The 15,494-nt window shown below is 70.4% G+C and carries 18 protein-coding genes; 13 read left to right on the top strand and 5 right to left on the bottom strand.

Annotated elements, in window-relative coordinates:
- Positions 1-107 precede the first annotated feature (107 nt).
- From BBK82_RS18340 to BBK82_RS18305, 8 genes are all read left to right on the top strand, one after another.
- Positions 108-680 carry an HhH-GPD-type base excision DNA repair protein gene (locus BBK82_RS18340; RefSeq protein WP_065916087.1) on the top strand — a complete coding sequence of 191 codons (573 nt, stop codon included), beginning with the start codon at positions 108-110 and terminating at the stop codon, positions 678-680.
- Between the two features lie 107 nt (positions 681-787).
- Positions 788-1,693 carry an SdiA-regulated/phytase-like domain-containing protein gene (locus tag BBK82_RS18335; RefSeq protein WP_237048246.1) on the top strand — a complete coding sequence of 302 codons (906 nt, stop codon included), beginning with the start codon at positions 788-790 and terminating at the stop codon, positions 1,691-1,693.
- Positions 1,694-1,726: 33 nt separating this feature from the next.
- The gene (locus BBK82_RS18330) at positions 1,727-3,082 is read left to right on the top strand and encodes a serine/threonine-protein kinase (RefSeq protein WP_065916086.1); all 1,356 of its coding nucleotides are present in this window, start codon (positions 1,727-1,729) and stop codon (positions 3,080-3,082) included.
- A 99-nt stretch (positions 3,083-3,181) separates the two neighbouring features.
- Positions 3,182-3,904, top strand: a complete 723-nt coding sequence (locus BBK82_RS18325) for an ABC transporter permease (RefSeq protein WP_237048244.1) — start codon at positions 3,182-3,184, stop codon at positions 3,902-3,904.
- Positions 3,897-4,694 carry an ABC transporter permease gene (locus tag BBK82_RS18320; protein WP_065916084.1) on the top strand — a complete coding sequence of 266 codons (798 nt, stop codon included), beginning with the start codon at positions 3,897-3,899 and terminating at the stop codon, positions 4,692-4,694. The genes BBK82_RS18325 and BBK82_RS18320 overlap by 8 nt, the downstream gene beginning before the upstream one ends.
- Entirely contained in the window at positions 4,691-5,662 is a 972-nt protein-coding gene (locus tag BBK82_RS18315; protein WP_065916083.1) for an ABC transporter ATP-binding protein, read from the top strand. The genes BBK82_RS18320 and BBK82_RS18315 overlap by 4 nt, the downstream gene beginning before the upstream one ends.
- Positions 5,663-5,722: 60 nt before the next feature.
- Entirely contained in the window at positions 5,723-6,070 is a 348-nt protein-coding gene (locus BBK82_RS18310) for a hypothetical protein (RefSeq protein WP_065916082.1), read from the top strand.
- Positions 6,071-6,156: 86 nt separating this feature from the next.
- Positions 6,157-6,348, top strand: coding sequence for a DUF1918 domain-containing protein (locus BBK82_RS18305; RefSeq protein ID WP_065916081.1), 192 nt, complete (start codon positions 6,157-6,159; stop codon positions 6,346-6,348).
- Here BBK82_RS18305 and BBK82_RS18300 read toward each other — a convergent pair.
- The 3 genes from BBK82_RS18300 to BBK82_RS18290 form a co-directional block, all read right to left on the bottom strand.
- The gene (locus tag BBK82_RS18300; protein WP_237048242.1) at positions 6,345-7,157 is read right to left on the bottom strand and encodes an inositol monophosphatase family protein; all 813 of its coding nucleotides are present in this window, start codon (positions 7,155-7,157) and stop codon (positions 6,345-6,347) included. The two genes, BBK82_RS18305 and BBK82_RS18300, sit on opposite strands and share 4 nt — an antisense overlap.
- 34 nt (positions 7,158-7,191) lie before the next feature.
- On the bottom strand, positions 7,192-8,172 hold the full coding sequence (locus BBK82_RS18295; protein ID WP_065916079.1) for a malate dehydrogenase: 981 nt from the start codon (positions 8,170-8,172) through the stop codon (positions 7,192-7,194).
- Positions 8,173-8,285: 113 nt separating this feature from the next.
- Positions 8,286-8,555 (bottom strand): helix-turn-helix domain-containing protein, encoded by a 270-nt coding sequence (locus tag BBK82_RS18290; RefSeq protein ID WP_065916078.1) that lies wholly within the window; start codon positions 8,553-8,555, stop codon positions 8,286-8,288.
- A gap of 84 nt (positions 8,556-8,639) precedes the next feature.
- On the opposite strand from BBK82_RS18290, the gene map reads away from it, so the two are divergent.
- Together map and BBK82_RS18280 are read left to right on the top strand one after the other, a co-directional pair.
- The gene (gene map, locus BBK82_RS18285) at positions 8,640-9,455 is read left to right on the top strand and encodes a type I methionyl aminopeptidase (protein WP_065916077.1); all 816 of its coding nucleotides are present in this window, start codon (positions 8,640-8,642) and stop codon (positions 9,453-9,455) included.
- A 71-nt stretch (positions 9,456-9,526) separates the two neighbouring features.
- Complete coding sequence (locus BBK82_RS18280) at positions 9,527-10,078, top strand: pentapeptide repeat-containing protein (RefSeq protein ID WP_065921164.1); 552 nt, start codon at positions 9,527-9,529, stop codon at positions 10,076-10,078.
- On the opposite strand, the gene BBK82_RS18275 is transcribed toward BBK82_RS18280, so the two are convergent.
- Complete coding sequence (locus BBK82_RS18275) at positions 10,064-12,658, bottom strand: TNT domain-containing protein (RefSeq protein ID WP_065916076.1); 2,595 nt, start codon at positions 12,656-12,658, stop codon at positions 10,064-10,066. The two genes, BBK82_RS18280 and BBK82_RS18275, sit on opposite strands and share 15 nt — an antisense overlap.
- A gap of 137 nt (positions 12,659-12,795) precedes the next feature.
- Between BBK82_RS18275 and BBK82_RS18270 the strand changes: the two genes are divergently transcribed.
- The 3 genes from BBK82_RS18270 to BBK82_RS18260 are packed head-to-tail and all read left to right on the top strand — an operon-like array spanning position 12,796 to position 14,868.
- Positions 12,796-13,716, top strand: a complete 921-nt coding sequence (locus tag BBK82_RS18270; protein WP_065916075.1) for a DMT family transporter — start codon at positions 12,796-12,798, stop codon at positions 13,714-13,716.
- On the top strand, positions 13,713-14,561 hold the full coding sequence (locus BBK82_RS18265) for a bifunctional methylenetetrahydrofolate dehydrogenase/methenyltetrahydrofolate cyclohydrolase (protein ID WP_065916074.1): 849 nt from the start codon (positions 13,713-13,715) through the stop codon (positions 14,559-14,561). The genes BBK82_RS18270 and BBK82_RS18265 overlap by 4 nt, the downstream gene beginning before the upstream one ends.
- A gap of 13 nt (positions 14,562-14,574) precedes the next feature.
- Positions 14,575-14,868 (top strand): DUF3017 domain-containing protein, encoded by a 294-nt coding sequence (locus tag BBK82_RS18260; protein ID WP_065921163.1) that lies wholly within the window; start codon positions 14,575-14,577, stop codon positions 14,866-14,868.
- Here the strand turns inward: BBK82_RS18260 and BBK82_RS18255 are convergent.
- Complete coding sequence (locus BBK82_RS18255) at positions 14,865-15,440, bottom strand: TetR/AcrR family transcriptional regulator (protein ID WP_065916073.1); 576 nt, start codon at positions 15,438-15,440, stop codon at positions 14,865-14,867. The two genes, BBK82_RS18260 and BBK82_RS18255, sit on opposite strands and share 4 nt — an antisense overlap.
- Positions 15,441-15,494 lie beyond the last annotated feature (54 nt).

Below are 15,494 nucleotides of genomic sequence, written 5' to 3'. Positions count from 1 at the left end.
TACGTACTCATTTCAGCGACGAGCGGTCAAGCCTCTTCGTTCGGGCCTATACGATGGGCCGAATCCCTGCCGAGCCGGCACGGGCCGCTCGTGCGAGCATTGCCGCCATGACCCGCACGTTGTGCCTCGCGCAGAACCCCGACGCCGACGCACTGCTCGCGTCCGACCGGTTCGCACTGCTCCTCGGCATGTTGCTAGATCAACAAATCCCGATGGAGAAGGCGTTCTCCGGGCCCAAGGTCATCGCTGACCGGATGGGCAGTCTTGACGTGCACCGCATCGCCGAGGCCAGCCCCGACGAGTTCGCCGCCGTCATGGCGACCCCGCCCGCCGTGCACCGCTTCCCCGGCTCGATGGGCAAGCGGGTGCAGGCGCTCGCCCAGTACGTGGTCGCCGAGTACGACGGTGACGTGACGCGCATCTGGTCCGACGGTGACGGGGCGACGGTGTTCAAGCGGCTCAAGGCGTTGCCGGGGTTCGGGGACCAGAAGGCGAAGATCTTCCTGGCGTTGCTCGGCAAGCAGGTCGGCGTCACGCCGGACGGGTGGCGCAAGGCGGCCGGGCACTACGGCGACGAGGGCAGCAGGCGCAGTGTGGCGGACGTGACGGACCAGAAGTCGTTGCTGGAGGTGCGCGACTTCAAGAAGGCGGCGAAGGCTGCCGCGAAGGCTTCGAAGTAGCGCCGGACGGGTACCTCTGCTCCACTGGGCGCACGCCGCCAACCCGTGCGAGGTGCGATCGCGCCTCGTGGAGAAGGGGCGTTGCGTTGCGCATCAAAGCAGTTGGCGTGTTCACCGTGTTCGTGCTGGGGCTGGCGTGCAGTCCGGCGCAGGCGGCCTCGACGTGGCCCGGCGACTCGGGCACCAGGACGGCGGACGGCACGAACGTCTTCGGCAAGAACCTGAGCGGGGTGTCGTTCGAGAGCCCGGACGTCGTGTGGGCCGTGCAGAACGGGCCGTCGGCGCTCTACCGGCTCGTGCCGAACGGCAGCACGTGGAAGGTGGACCGCAAGCAGTCGCTCAGGTTCCGCGACGGGCAGGGTGAGCCCGATGCCGAAGGGGTTGTGAGCACGCCGGACGGGGTGTTCGTGGTGGTCGAGCGCGACAACGACGACGGTGACGTGAGCGCGCCCGTGGTGTTGAAGGTCGGGGGCGGGAGCAGCGCGGCCGCGGAGTGGGAGCTGCCGGGCCTGCCGCCGGTCGATCCCAACGACGGGCCCGAGGCGATCGCGTGGGTGCCCGACGCGTTCCTGACCGGGCAGAACTTCAAGGGCGACAACGGGAAGCTCTACGACCCGGCGGACTACCCGGGGCACGGCGGCGGGTTGTTCGCGGTCGGGCTGGAGGCGACCGGCGGGATCTTCCTGTACGCGCTGCAGGAGGGGCGGGCGACGCTCGTCGCGGAGTTCGCGAGTGGGCAGCCGCAGGTCATGGACCTGGAGTTCGAGGGCAACCGGCTGTGGGCGACGTGCGACGACAACTGCGGTGGCCGGTCGACGACGCTCGCGGTCAGGGACGGGCGGTTCAAGGTGACGGCGACGTACGACCGGCCGGCCAAGCTGCCGAACGTGAACCTGGAGGGGTTTGCGATCTCGCCGAGCTGCGTCAAGGGCAAGAAGGTCGTGTTGTGGGCGGATGACGACAACACCAACAGCCACGCGCTGCGGCAGGGCTCGGTGAACTGCACCGCCTGAAGATTGTCGGGGTGCGGAGCTAGGCTCCCGCGCGTGACCGCACCCCACATCCCCGGCCTCACCCTCCTGAGACCCCTCGGCTCCGGCGGTTTCGCCACCGTCTACCGCGCCCACCAGGCCCAGCTCGACCGCGACGTCGCCGTGAAGATCGACAACCGGGTGCTGGCCGATGAGCGGGATCGCAGGCGGTTCGTGAGGGAGGCGCACGCGGCGGCCAAGCTCAGCGGGCATCCGCACGTCGTGGGGGTGCACGACGCGAACATCACGCAGAACGGCACGCCGTACCTGGTGATGGAGTTGTGTGACGGCGGGTCGTTGGCGGACCAGCTGGAGGGGCAAGGCCGGCTGCCGGCGGAGCAGGTGCGGGATCTGGGGATCAAGCTGGCGGATGCGCTCGCTGCCGCGCACGAGGTGGGTGTGCTGCACCGGGACATCAAGCCCGGCAACATCCTGGTCGACCGGTATGGGACGCCGAAGCTCGCGGACTTCGGGCTGGCGGCGCTGCTCGACGCGCAGGGCGGGAGCACGGTCACGCGGGACGCCCTGAGCCCCAGCTTCGCGCCGCCTGAGGCTTTTGCGATGGCGCAGCCGACGCCGCAGGCCGACGTGTACTCGCTGGCGGCCACGCTCTACACGTTGCTGGCCGGCCGGCCGCCGCGGCCGGTGCCGTGGCCGATCACCAGTTTCGACCACCTCGGTGAGGTGCTCAGGAAGCCGGTGCCGGCGGTCAGCGGGGTGCCGCAGGCGTTGCACGACACGATTGCGCGGGCGTTGCACCCGGACACGACGCAGCGCACGGCGAGTGCGGCGCAGTTGAGGGACGAGCTGCAGAGCCTGACGCCCCAGCAGTCGAAGAGCACCAGGAAGTGGCCGCTGATCACGGCGGCGGCGGCGGTCCTGGCGGTCACGGCCGGGGTGCTGGTGTGGAGCTTCAACGGTGACAAGACGCAGGCCGGCACCCAGGACCCGCAGCAGCGGAAGACGAACGAGGTCGCGCTGGAGTCCGTGCCACCGTTCCTCAAGGTGTGCGACAGCGGGTTCTGCGTCGACCAGTCGACCTGTTTTCGCGGCACGGTCCAGGCCGGTGGTGCGGCTGCCACGGCGCGGCGCACCGGCAGCTGTTCCGAGGAGCACTTCTGGGAGGCGTTCTCCGGCGGGTGGCTTTCGGGGCCGATCCCGACCGCGGACCCGGAGGACCTGGCGAAGGCGCCCGAGCTCGCCAAGTCGTGTTCGCCCGAAGTGATGAAGGCGAACACCAAGCCGGGCGTGGACACCGCCGGGTGGGACATCATCGCCGTCGGCTTCAAGGACGGTGAGCGGAGCTACTACCTGTGCCTCGGGTCGCCGGCCGATGTCGGGGAGACGGTCACGGCCGCGTTCGGCAGCTGAAATATCCACTTGCGACCGGTCGTAACGTGGACCGCTGTGCGTGTTCACGCCGATTTGATCATTGCTGGTTTCCGAAGGTACTCGACCTACCGTCAAGCGATGCTGGCCGGGATGACCACGAACGTGGTCTTCGGGCTGCTGCGTGTCGCCGTCCTCGTCGCCGCTCTCAAGGCGGCGAACGGGGAGATCGCCGACTACGACATCGCTGCCACCAACACGTACGTCTGGATCGGGCAGGGGCTGCTCGGGTTCGTCCTGCTGTGGGGACCGAACGAGCTCGCCGAGCGAGTGCGATCCGGTGACGTCGTCGTCGATCTTTACCGCCCGTGGCACCTGCAGAGCGCTCTGCTGGCCCAGGACGTCGGACGTGGCGGGTACGCGTTCCTCGTCAGGTTCGCGCCGCCGGTGCTGCTCGGCATGCTGGTGTTCCCCTTCCAGTTCCCCGAAAGAGCGGTCACGTGGCCGTTGTTCCTGGTGAGTGCGCTCATCGCGCTGGTGTGCAGCTTCGGGGTGCGGTTCCTGGTGGAGGTCAGCGCGTTCTGGCTGATCGACAACCGCGGGCTGTACGGGTTCTGGAACGTCACGTCCGGCCTGCTGTGCGGGCTGACCGTGCCGATCGCGTTCTTCCCGGAGTGGGCGCGGGACCTGCTGTGGCTGAGCCCGTTCCCGGCGCTGCTGCAGGCGCCGATCGACGTGTTCCTCGGCCACGGCAGCGTGGTGGAACTGCTGCTGTACCAACTGTTCTGGGCCGCGGTGATCCTCGCGCTCGGCCACCTCGCGCTGCGGCGCGCGGTGCGCAGGGTGGTGGTGCAGGGTGGCTGACGTCATCTACCCGCGGCTGATCGGCGCGCGGCTGCGGAGCCAGCTGTCCTACCGCGCGTCGTTCGCGCTGGACTTCGTCACGCAGGTGATCGCGCAGTGGTACGAGCTGCTGGTGATCCTGGTGCTGTTCAACCAGGTCCACGCGCTCGGCGGGTTCAGCCGCGACGAGGTGCTGCTGATGTACGCGTTCGCCGGGGCCGCGTTCGGGGTCGCGGACCTGTTCGCGGGGCAGCTCGACAACCTGCCGACCTACATCCGCACCGGCAGCTTCGACGTGCTGCTGATGCGGCCGCTCGGCACGTTGCCGCAGATCATGGTGTCCGACATCCGGTTGCGGCGGATCGGGCGGATCGCCGGCGCGGTCGCGGTGATGGTCTACGCCCTCACCCACGTCGTGGTCGACTGGACGCCGGCGAAGGTGGCGCTGGTCGTCATCACACCGGTGGCGGGGGCGGTCATCTACAGCGCGGTCTGGGTGGTCGCGTGCTCGATCTGCTTCTGGATCGTCGACGGCCGCGAGTTCGCGAACGCGGTCACCTACGGCAGCGCGGCCTTCACCTCGTACCCGATCAACGTCTACTCACGGCCGTTGCGCTGGCTGATGGCGTTCGTCGTGCCGGGTGCGTTCATCGCGTACTACCCGAGCCTCGCGCTGCTCGGCAGACAGGACCCGCTCGGCCTGCCCGGCTGGGTCGGGTGGACATCACCGCTCGTCGCGGGACTGGCGGCCGTGGCCGCCGGGCTGGTGTGGCGGTTCGCGGTCAGGCACTACCGGGGAACAGGATCATGATCGAGGTCAGGGAGCTCCGCAGGGAGTTCAAGGTCGCCACGTCCAAGGGCTTGCGGCGCAACTACAAGACCGTCACCGCGGTGGACGGGGTCAGCTTCGACGTGGCGGCGGGTGAGGCCGTCGGGTACGTCGGCCCGAACGGTGCGGGCAAGTCGACGACCATCAAGATGCTGACCGGGATCCTGGTGCCGTCCAGCGGCCGCATCCAGGTCAGCGGCGTCGACCCGGCCCGGCAGCGGCGCGACCTCGCGAAGCGGATCGGCGTCGTGTTCGGCCAGCGCAGCCAGCTCTGGTGGGACCTGCCGCTGAAGGACAGCTTCGACCTGCTCCGGTCGATCTACCGGGTGCCGCCGCCGGACTACCGGGTACGCCTCGACGAGTGCGTGGAGCTGCTGGGGCTGCGGGAGTTCCTGCTGACGCCGGTGCGGCAGCTCTCACTGGGCCAGCGGATGCGCGGTGAGATCACCGCCGCCCTGCTGCACGCGCCGGAGCTGCTGGTGCTCGACGAACCGACGATCGGCCTGGACCTCGAGTCCAAGGAGCGGCTGCGGGAGTTCCTCAAGGACATCAACACCCGCCGCGGCACCACGCTGCTGCTGACCACGCACGACCTCGACGACATCGAACGCCTCTGCCCGCGGCTCATGGTGATCGACCACGGCCGGGTGCTCGCCGACGGGCCGCTCGACGCCCTGCGCGAGGAGGTCACCCCCGACCGCGAGCTGGTCATCGAGCTGAAGGAACCCGGTCCGGCGCCGGACGTCCCTGGAGTGACGGCGGTGCGCAGCGAGGCGAACGGGCTGCGCCACCACCTCACGTTCCGGCGGGCGGAGACGACGGCGGCGCAGCTGATCACCAGGGTGGTGCAGCAGGTGGAGGTGCACGACCTGGCCGTCGTGGAGCCGGAGATCGACGACGTCATCCGAAAGCTCTACCAGCGGCAGGTCGGAGAACACGCCCACCGGTAACCGCAGGTCGGTAGAGTCGGAAGCAACACAAACGGACACTTCGGGCACAAGGGAGAACGAATGCGCCTTATCGGACCGCTGGCGGCAGCCGTCATCGCGTTGGGCAGCTTGACGGCCTGCGACACGATCCAGGGCGTCAGCGACACCGCGGACAAGGTGAAGCTGTGCGCCGACGCGATCCAGCTGGTGGGTTTCTCGCCGGACATGAGCGACCCGCAGAAGGCGCTGGAGGACACCAAGGCCAAGGCGACCGAGCTGGAGAACCTCGCCAACTCCGCGCCGGACGAGCAGGTGAAGAAGGCGCTCGAGGAAGCCGCGAACGGCATGCAGAACGTCAACTCCGCGGCCGACTGGGTCACGCAGAAGGCGGACCTGGCGGCGAAGGTGTCCGCCGCCTGCGGTGGATGAGTACTTGAGTCCCTGTTGCACACCTCCGGTGGCGGCCTAGGCTTTGACGCCTGACCTCATGCCGCACCCGGAGGTGTCGCAGCGCCATGCAAGCAACAGTTGGTGACAGGCTCCACGTCCACAGCCGTTCGGTCGGTCTCGAGGAACGCCTCGGCGAGATCCTCGAGGTCCGCGGCACCGACGGCGCCCCGCCCTACCTCGTCCGCTTCAACGACGGGCACGAGGGCCTGGTGTTCCCCGGACCCGACTGCACCGTCGAGCCACGGGGCACCGTTTAACCCAGAGCGGTCGCGATGAGCTCCTCGGCCAGCTGAGGAGTCGCTGCCGCCACGCCCGACCACCGGCGGGACAGGTCGGGGTCGAACGTGAACGGGCGGCCGTGCAGGTCGACCAGCACCCCACCGGCGGCCGGCACGGTGACGAGCGCCGTGGCCAGGTCCATGATCCGGTGTGTATCGGTTCCGGGATCGATGAAGCCGTCGACGGTCCCCTCCGCCACCAGCATGGTTTCCAGGCACGTCGTGCAGAGCACCCGGATGCGGTCGGCGCGGTTCGCGATGCGCAGCCACGCGTCCTGAGTGCCGGTCTTGGGCCGCATCAGGCAGATCGATGCACCGTCCAACGACGTGCGTCCGGTCGTGCGGAACGCGGTGTCGACTCCCGTGCGCGCATGCCACGCACGGCCCGTGTCGAACCACGTGGTCAACGCTTCGGTAGCCGTGCCGTCAACGACAACGGCACCGGCGAAGCAGGAGAGCGGAACACCGAACGCGGCGTTCGCGGACCCGTCGACCGGGTCGATGACGAGGGTGACCGCCGAGCCGTTGTCGACGAAGCCGGCTTCCTCGGAGAGCAGGTTCACGCGGTTGCGGTGGATCGACTCCAGGATCGCGTCCTCGACGATGCGGTCCACGCGCATCGTCGGCGTTCCGTCGGCACCGTCCGCGACTTCCTCGCGGAGCTCGAGACGGGTGTGTGCGGAACGTGCCCGCCCGTACGCCGCTGACGCCGCACGGGCGGCGTCAGCGAGCGCGGGGTGCACGTCGTCGGAGATCTGCGGCTGGGGCACGGGCCAGGGAATCAGCACGTGCCCCACAGTGCCACGAAATCCGCGCGGTGGATCAGATGAGGCCGAGGCCCTTGACCGCGTCGCGCTCCTCGACCAGCTCGGCCACGGAGGCGTCGATGCGGGCGCGGGAGAACTCGTCGATCTCCAGGCCCTGGATGATCTCGTACGAACCACCGGAGCACTTGACCGGGAACGACGAGATGATGCCCTCAGGCACGCCGTACGACCCGTCCGACGGGATGGCCATCGAGGTCCACTCGGTGCCGTTGACCCAGTCATAGACGTGGTCGATGGCGGCGTTCGCGGCCGAGGCGGCCGAGGACGCGCCACGGGCCTCGATGATCGCCGCACCGCGCTTGGCGACGGTCGGGATGAAGTCGTTCTCCAGCCACGCCTGGTCGTTCACGGCCTCGACGGCGGTCTTGCCGCCCACCTCGGCGTGGAACAGGTCCGGGTACTGGGTGGCCGAGTGGTTGCCCCAGATCGTCATCTTCTGGATGTCGGTGACCGCGACGCCCAGCTTCTTGGCGAGCTGCGACAGGGCGCGGTTGTGGTCCAGGCGCGTCATCGCGGTGAAGCGCTCGCGCGGGACGTCCGGCGCGTGCTGCTGGGCGATGAGGGCGTTGGTGTTGGCCGGGTTGCCGACCACGAGCACCTTCACGTCGTCCGCGGCACCGGCGTTGATCGCCTCGCCCTGCGGCTTGAAGATGCCGCCGTTGGCCTCCAGCAGGTCGCCGCGCTCCATGCCCTTCGTGCGGGGGCGGGCGCCGACGAGCAGGGCGACGTTCACGCCGTCGAACGCGGTCTTCGCGTCGTCGGTGATCGTGATGCCCTTGAGCAGCGGGAAGGCGCAGTCGTCGAGCTCCATCGCGGTGCCCTCGGCGGCCTTCAGCGCCGGGGTGATCTCCAGCAGCCGCAGGTTGACCGGGGTGTCCGGGCCCAGCAGGTGGCCGGAGGCGATGCGGAACAGCAGTGCGTAGCCGATCTGGCCGGCTGCACCGGTGACAGTGACGTTCACGGGCGTGCGGGTCATGAGCCTTCCCGAATGACGGTCCTCGTTGACGTCGGGCAGGTCGCCCGGCGTCCCGCACGTTACCAACACGGGGAGCGACCGAGGGTGTGAGAGTGGACAACCACACCCGGAGGTCAGGAGACGGCGTCGAGCGGCTGAGCAGCGCCGCGCCAGGTGTCCGCGAGCTCCTGGACCGGCAGGCCGAGCGCCTCGCCGAGGCAGATGATCGTGCCGAAGCCCGGCGTCGGGAGGCGGCCCGTCTCGATCTTGCGCAGGGTCTCCGGCGAGATGCCGGCCGACTGGGCGACCTCCACCAGGTCCCGGCCCGCCCGTGCGCGCCGCAGCAGGGCACCGAGGCGGCGGCCGGCTTCGATCTGCTCCGGCGTGAGCGGTTGACGGACCATGCCACCAGGATAGGTTGGTATTACTATACCGACAAGTGCTAGGGTGCCGGTATAACTATACCAACCCAGCTCGTGAGGTAGCTCGTGATTGAACTGAAGTCCCCCGCGGAGATCGCCCGCATGCACGTGACCGGGCGCTTCGTGGCCGAGGTCCTCACCGAGGTCGGCAGGCTCGCCGACGTGGGCGTCAACCTGATGGACCTGGAGCACCACGTCCGCGGCATGATCGAAGATCGTGGCGCGGAGTCGTGCTACTGGGACTACGCGCCGTCGTTCGGCAAGGGCCCGTTCCGCAACGTCATCTGCCTGTCGGTCAACGACGCCGTGCTGCACGGCCTGCCGCACGACTACGTGCTGCGCGACGGTGACGTGCTCACCGCCGACATCGCGGTCGGCATCGACGGCTGGGTCGCCGACTCGGCCCGCACGGTGGTCGTCGGCACGCCCGCCGAGGAGGACCTGCGGATCATCCGCGCCACCGAGGAGGCGCTGGAGGCGGCGATCGCGGTGGCGAGGCCGGGTAACCGGCTGGGCGACCTGTCCGCGGCGATCTACCAGGTGGCCCGCTCGTACGGCTACCCGGTCAACACCGAGTTCGGCGGCCACGGCATCGGCCGCACCATGCACGAGGACCCGCACGTGTCGAACAGGGGCCACGCGGGCCGCGGCATGACCCTCAAGCCGGGCCTGACCCTCGCGCTCGAACCGTGGCTCGCCCGCACCACCGACAAGATCGTCTACGACCCGGACGGCTGGACCATCCGCTCCGCCGACGGCTCGCGCACCGCCCACTCCGAGCACACCGTCGCGATCACCGAGGACGCCCCGCTGGTGCTGACTCGGCGCGAGTCGGAGAACGTCGCGCCGGTCGAACAGGTGAGCGACGCTCCGGCACACTAGGGGCCGTGGACAACCCCGTCGAGAACATCGGCCCTGTCGAAGAGGTCGGCGAGGACTACGCCGACGCGAACATGCCGAACCAGCACTGGGAGAAGCGGTCGTTCACCGACTGCGACTTCACCGAGGCCGACCTCCGCGAACTGGTCACGACGGGGTGCACGTTCACCCGGTGCGACTTCACCAGGACCGACCTGGGCGAGTCGAAGCACCACGCGACGGCGTTCCGGCAGTGCACGTTCGACCGCACGGTGCTCACCCGGTCGAGCTTCACCTCGTGCAGCCTGATGGGCTCGAACTTCGTCGACTGCGTGCTGCGGCCGGTCACGTTCACCGAGGTCGACTTCACGCTGGCGTCGTTCGTGAAGGCACCGCTGCACGGCCTGAAGCTCAGCGGTCAGCGGTTCCGCGAGACGAACCTGAGCGAGGCGGACCTGCGCAACACCGACCTCAGCAGGGCCGACCTGATGGGCGCGCGGCTGCTCGACGCGAAGCTCGACGGCGCGGACCTGCGCGGGGCGCTGATCGACGCGAACGGGCTCCGGCAGGCCAAGCTCGCCGGAGCCCTGATCGACATCGACACCGCGATCGCCTTCGCAGCGGCTTACGGGCTAGTTGTCAGCTGAGCCCGTGATCTCCACCAGCACGCCCTCGGCGATCATCTCCTCGACCGCCTTCGGCAGCAGGTAGGCCGTGCCGCCGCCGGGCTGCTCGAACCACGGCACCGCCACGCCGGTCAGCACCTCGAGCGGCCGGCGCAGGCGGTACACCCGGTACGGGCGGTTGATCCACGACGGCACGAGGCTGCGTTCCGGGAACGGCGTGCCCGCCACGTAGACCAGGTTGCCGCTCTGGTCGCCGTAGCGGTCGACCTCGGTGCCCGCCGGCAGCTCGAACATCTGCTTGTGGCGGAACAACGTCAGCGGCGGCTCGCCGGCCAGCGGGGAGATCGGGAACTTCCGCTTGGCCGGGTCGTCCTGCTGCACGGCGGCGGCGACCGGTGCGGAGGCCGGCGCCGGGACCACGGCCGTGGGGGCCGGGGGTGGCGGGGCCTGCATCGGCGGGCGCTGCGGTGGCACCGGACGGCGCGGCTCCTCGCGGAAACCGTTGGCGATCGGGCGTGGCGGAGCCGGCGGGGGTGTCTGGCGCGGCGGGATCGTGCGGAAGTTGCCCATCACGAGCCTGCCGACCAGGTAGGCGGAGGCGTCCTCGACCTTGTCGAACCGCACCGGGTTCTTCGGGCCGTGGTCGAACCAGCACACCTGCCAGCTGTCACCGTCGAGGTGCAGGTTCCAGGTGCGGTCGGCCGGCTCGCCGCCGATCCGGTAGACGCCGTGCGGCACGTTCAGGTCGTCCAGCGCGCGGCGGGTGCCCGCGAGCTCGCGGTCCTCCTCCGGCGTGACCTGGCGCGGTTCCGGTGCGGGCTCCGGTTCCGGTTCCGGCTCGTCCTCGGTGAACAGGGCCGCGTCGAACTGGGCGGTCTCCTCGACCACGGGGACCGGCGGCGCCGGCAGCACCGGGGGCACCGGCAGCACCGGCAGCACCGGCGGCGGCTCGGCGGCGCGGACCTCGTGCGGGGTGATCTCCGCGGTCGTGCGCAGCTCCTCCTCGGCGAGGTCGGGCTCGTCGGCCTCGACCGCGACGACGGGGTGCTCCTCGGTGACCTCGGCCGGGTCCTCGTCCGGTTCGTCGAGGACCGGGCTCCACGCCATCGTGTCCTGCATGGCGTCGCGCGGGCGTTCCTCGGCCTCCGGCACGAACGCGTCGGTGCGCTCCTCCTCGCGCTGGTGCGTGAAGAGCTCCGGCTCGTCCTCCTGCTGGTGCGTGAACAGCGCGGGCTCGTCGGGGCCCGCGGTCGGCACCTCCGGCTCGGCGACCGGCTCGTCGGCGACGACGGGCTCCGGCTCTTCGCGCTCGTCCGTGACGTGCGGGAACTCCTCCGTCGGGTGCGGGGCGAAGAGGTCCATGCCCGCGCCGTAGGTGTCGCGCAGGTGCCGGTCGTCGATGCGGTCCGGCACGCCGTCGGAGTCGAAGACGACCCGGTAGGGCGGTCCGTCGTCCGCCGGCATCGGAACGGAGACCGGCAGGTCGACCGGTTCGCGGTCGTCGTCGAACGGCGCCTGCTCGGCGGTGACCTCGACCGGTTCGGGTTCGGGTTCGGGCGCGCGCGGCGGTTCCGGTTCGTCGTCGAAGTCGGGTGCCGGCATGAACCGGGTCGACTCCTGCGGGGTCTCGTCGTCGAACGACGGCGCCGGGGCGAACCGCGTCGGTTCCTGGCCCGGCTCGTCGTCGAACGACGGCGCCGCGACGAACTGGGTCGCCTCCGGCTCCGGCGCGACCGGTTCCGGCTCCTTGCGGACCTCGACCGGTGGGGGCGGCGGCAGCATCGTGCCGGGAGGTGCGGCGGGCGCGCCGATGTTCGCGGCGGCGGCGAGCCTGGTCTCCTCCGGCACCTCGGCCAGGGTGAAGCCCTTGCTGCGGGCCCGCTCGACCAGCTCCGGCTCCGGCGGCACGCCGTACTTGCGCAGGTAGTAGGACACGCCGGCGGGCCAGATCCACACGCCGTCGGTCTGGAACCCGGCGGGCACGACCGGCGGGGAGTCCACGGCCAGCACGTCGGCGTCGAAGCCACGACCGGCCACGGCGACCGGCGCGTTCGACAGGTAGGCGAGCAGCGGCGCGACCTCGGGCTCCGGCACCGGCGGGCGGTTGACCGACGGGCGGCCGTTCGGCCCGGCGCCGTCGAACACCCTGACCGTGCGGAACACCGGCGTCGGCGGGTTCAGCCTGCGGCGCAGCCAGTCGGGCACGTTCTCGTCGGTACGCGGGAAGAACCGCATCTCGTCGAAGTACGCCTGCTGCGGAGGAGGCGTCTGCCACTTCGGCTCGGCGCGGTCGAAGTCGAGGTTGTAGCTCGACGGGTGGTCGAGCTGGTAGCGGGCGTTCGACCAGCTGCCCCTGCCCTCGCGGTGCATGCCGGCCCGCAACCGGGCGAACAGCTGCGCGACCTCCCGCGGCGGAGCCCACGCGTGCGACGACCCGTCAGCGATGTGCAGCTCAGCGGCCAGTTCGAAGTAGCGGCCGGTGGCGCGGTACTCGGCGACGACCCGGCGCCAGTCCTCCGGCGCGGCCCTCATGAGGGTCAGGCCGATCTGCTTCACCAGGGCGTCCTGCTCGGTCGGGTTCAACGGCTTCGGCTCGGACACGCCAACATCTTCCCCCGCAACTCGCCGGATCGCACACGTCCCCCGCCGCTGCGCCGAACGGTGGAGGGACGACCATAACGCGGGTGACGTCCCCGTTAAAGCTGATCAAGAACACCCCCGACGGAGCTGGAGGCCCCTTGTCACGGTCCGCACAGGTCACCGGCGGCCTGCTCGCGGCGCTCGGTGGCGTGGCCATCGCGGTGCAGGGACGGGTCAACGGCTCGCTGGCCCAGGCGTTGCAGAACGGCCTGCTGGCCGCGTTGGTCTCCTTCGGCGGCGGGCTGATCGTGCTGCTCGCGGCCGTGTTGTCCCGGTCGTCCGGCCGGGCGGGGCTGGCGCGGCTGGCCGACGCGCTGCGGCACCGCCGGATCCGCTGGTGGGAATGCGTCGGCGGGATCAGCGGCGCGTTCCTGGTCGGGTCGCAGGGCATCGCGGTCGCGACCATCGGTGTGGCGGTGTTCACGGTCGCGGTCGTCGTCGGGCAGCTCGTCAGCAGTCTCGTGGTGGACCGGGCGGGCATCGGGCCGGGTGAGCCGAAGTCGTTGACGGTGACGCGGGTCGCCGGTGCGAGCCTCGGTGTCGTCGCGGTCGGCGTGGCGGTGTCGCACCAGTTCACCTCGCCCGGCGCGTTGTGGCTCGCGGTGCTGCCGTTGGTCGCCGGGCTGTTGATGGGCTGGCAGCAGGCGGTGAACGGGCTGGTGCGCGAGGCGACGGCGCACTCGGTGGCGACGATCCTGGTGAACTTCGCGGTCGGCACGGTGGCGTTGACGCTGGCCAACCTGGTCGTGCTGCGCGGTGTGCCCGGTGCGTTCCCGGCGCAGTGGTGGCTGTACCTCGGCGGGTTGCTGGGCATCGTCGGCGTGGGCGGCGCGATCGTGTCGGTGCGGTTCATCGGCGTGCTGATGGTCGGGCTGTGCGGGGTGAGCGGGCAGCTCGTCGGGGCCGTGCTGCTCGACGTGGTGAGCGGGCACCTGGCCGTGCCGACGGTGGTGGGTGTGGTGCTGACGCTGGTGTCGGTCGGCGTGGCCGCGCTGCCCAGTGGGAAGATGAAGCGGTGACTGCGACGCTGCTCAACGGCCGGGAAACCCGTGACGCGCTGTTCGAGGACCTGAAGGCGCGGGTGGCCGCGCTGCCGACGCCGGTGGGTCTGGCCACCGTCCTGGTCGGCGACGACCCCGGTTCGCACTCGTACGTGAAGGGCAAGCACACCGCGTGCGCGAAGGTCGGCATCGCGTCGATCCGCCGCGACCTGCCCGCCGAGACCACGCAGGAGGAGCTGGAGGCCGTCATCGACGAGCTGAACGCGAACCCCGAGGTCACCGCGTACATCGTCCAGCTGCCGCTGCCGAAGCACCTCGACGCGAACGCGGTCCTGGAGCGCATCGACCCGCGCAAGGACGGCGACGGCCTGCACCCGGTCAACCTGGGCAAGCTCGTGCTCGGCGAGACCGCGCCGCTGCCCGCGACCCCGCGCGGCATCCTGGAGCTGCTGCGCCGCTACGACGTGCCGATTGCCGGCGCGAACGTCACCGTCGTCGGCCGCGGCGTGACCGTGGGCCGCCCGATCGGCCTGCTGCTGACCCGCCGCAGCGAGAACGCCACCGTGACGCTGTGCCACACCGGCACCAAGGACCTGGCAGCGGAGGTGCGCCGGGCGGACATCGTGATCGCGGGCGCCGGCTCCCCCGGCCTGATCACCAAGGACATGGTGAAGCCGGGCGCGGCCGTGGTCGACGTCGGCATCACCCGCACCGAGGCCGGCCTGGTCGGCGACGTCGCGCCGGAGGTCGCCGAGGTCGCCGGTCACCTCGCGCCGATCCCCGGCGGGTCCGGCCCGATGACCATCGCGATGCTGCTGACGAACACCGTCGAAGCCGCCGAGCGCGCTCATGCAGCGGTCTGACGCCGAGGCGCTCATGCCGGAACAGCGCTGGCGGTCGGGTGCGGGCAAGCACCTGCCGTTCGCGCTGGTCCTGGGCGTGGCGGTGCTCGGGCTGGTGCGCATCTTCCAGTACCACTGGCGGCAGGGCGCGGTGCTGCTCGGGGTGTCGCTGCTGGTCGCGGCGGTGCTGCGGGTCCTGGTGACCGACGAGCAGGCCGGGCTGATCAAGATCCGCGGGCGCGGGATGGACGCGTTCCTCTACAGCACGCTCGGCATCGTGGTGATCGCCGTGGCGCTGACGATCACCGGCGGACCGCTGAGTCGTTAGACGGGACCGATGGCCCGGTTCACCAGGTCCTCGACGAGCTGGTCGAGGTCCTCGTCCGCGAGGACCTCGGGCAGCGTCAGCCGTTCGTAGATCAACCCCGTCATCGCGAGGTACATCAGCACGACGGTCGTCCGGTCACCCGGCAGCCCCGACTCCTCGTTGAAGCTCACGTTGAAGTCGAGGCCCTCGGCGACCGTCTTCGTGATCGCGGTGCGCAGGTCCGGCCGCCGGGTCGCCTCCAGCCTGAGCTCCATCATCGCGAGGTAGCAGGCCTTGTCGGCGTCCGCCCGCTTGATGATGTCGTGCATGAACTGCACGCTGAGCGCCTTGTCCCGCGGCAGCGCGAGCCTCTCCGCGACCGTCGCGTCCGACGGCTGCAGCCGCTGGAACACACGGGTCATCACCTCGGACATGAGGTCCTCGCGGCTCGCGAAGTAGTTCGACGCGGTCCCCGCCGGCACCTCCGCCTTCGCGTCGATCGCGCGGTAGGTCAGCCCGCGCGCGCCCTCTTCGGCCAGGACGTCGATCGCCGCGTCCAGCAGCGCCGCCCGCCTCGCTTCGTTCCTCACCACGATTTCCTCCTTGCAACCACTACACACATAGTACTACAGTTGTCGTGGTTGGAG

Source organism: Lentzea guizhouensis (assembly GCF_001701025.1).
Lineage (GTDB): Bacteria > Actinomycetota > Actinomycetes > Mycobacteriales > Pseudonocardiaceae > Lentzea > Lentzea guizhouensis.
The sequence above is the reverse complement of the archived record's forward strand: the minus strand, read 5'-3'. Positions and strand labels throughout refer to the sequence as shown.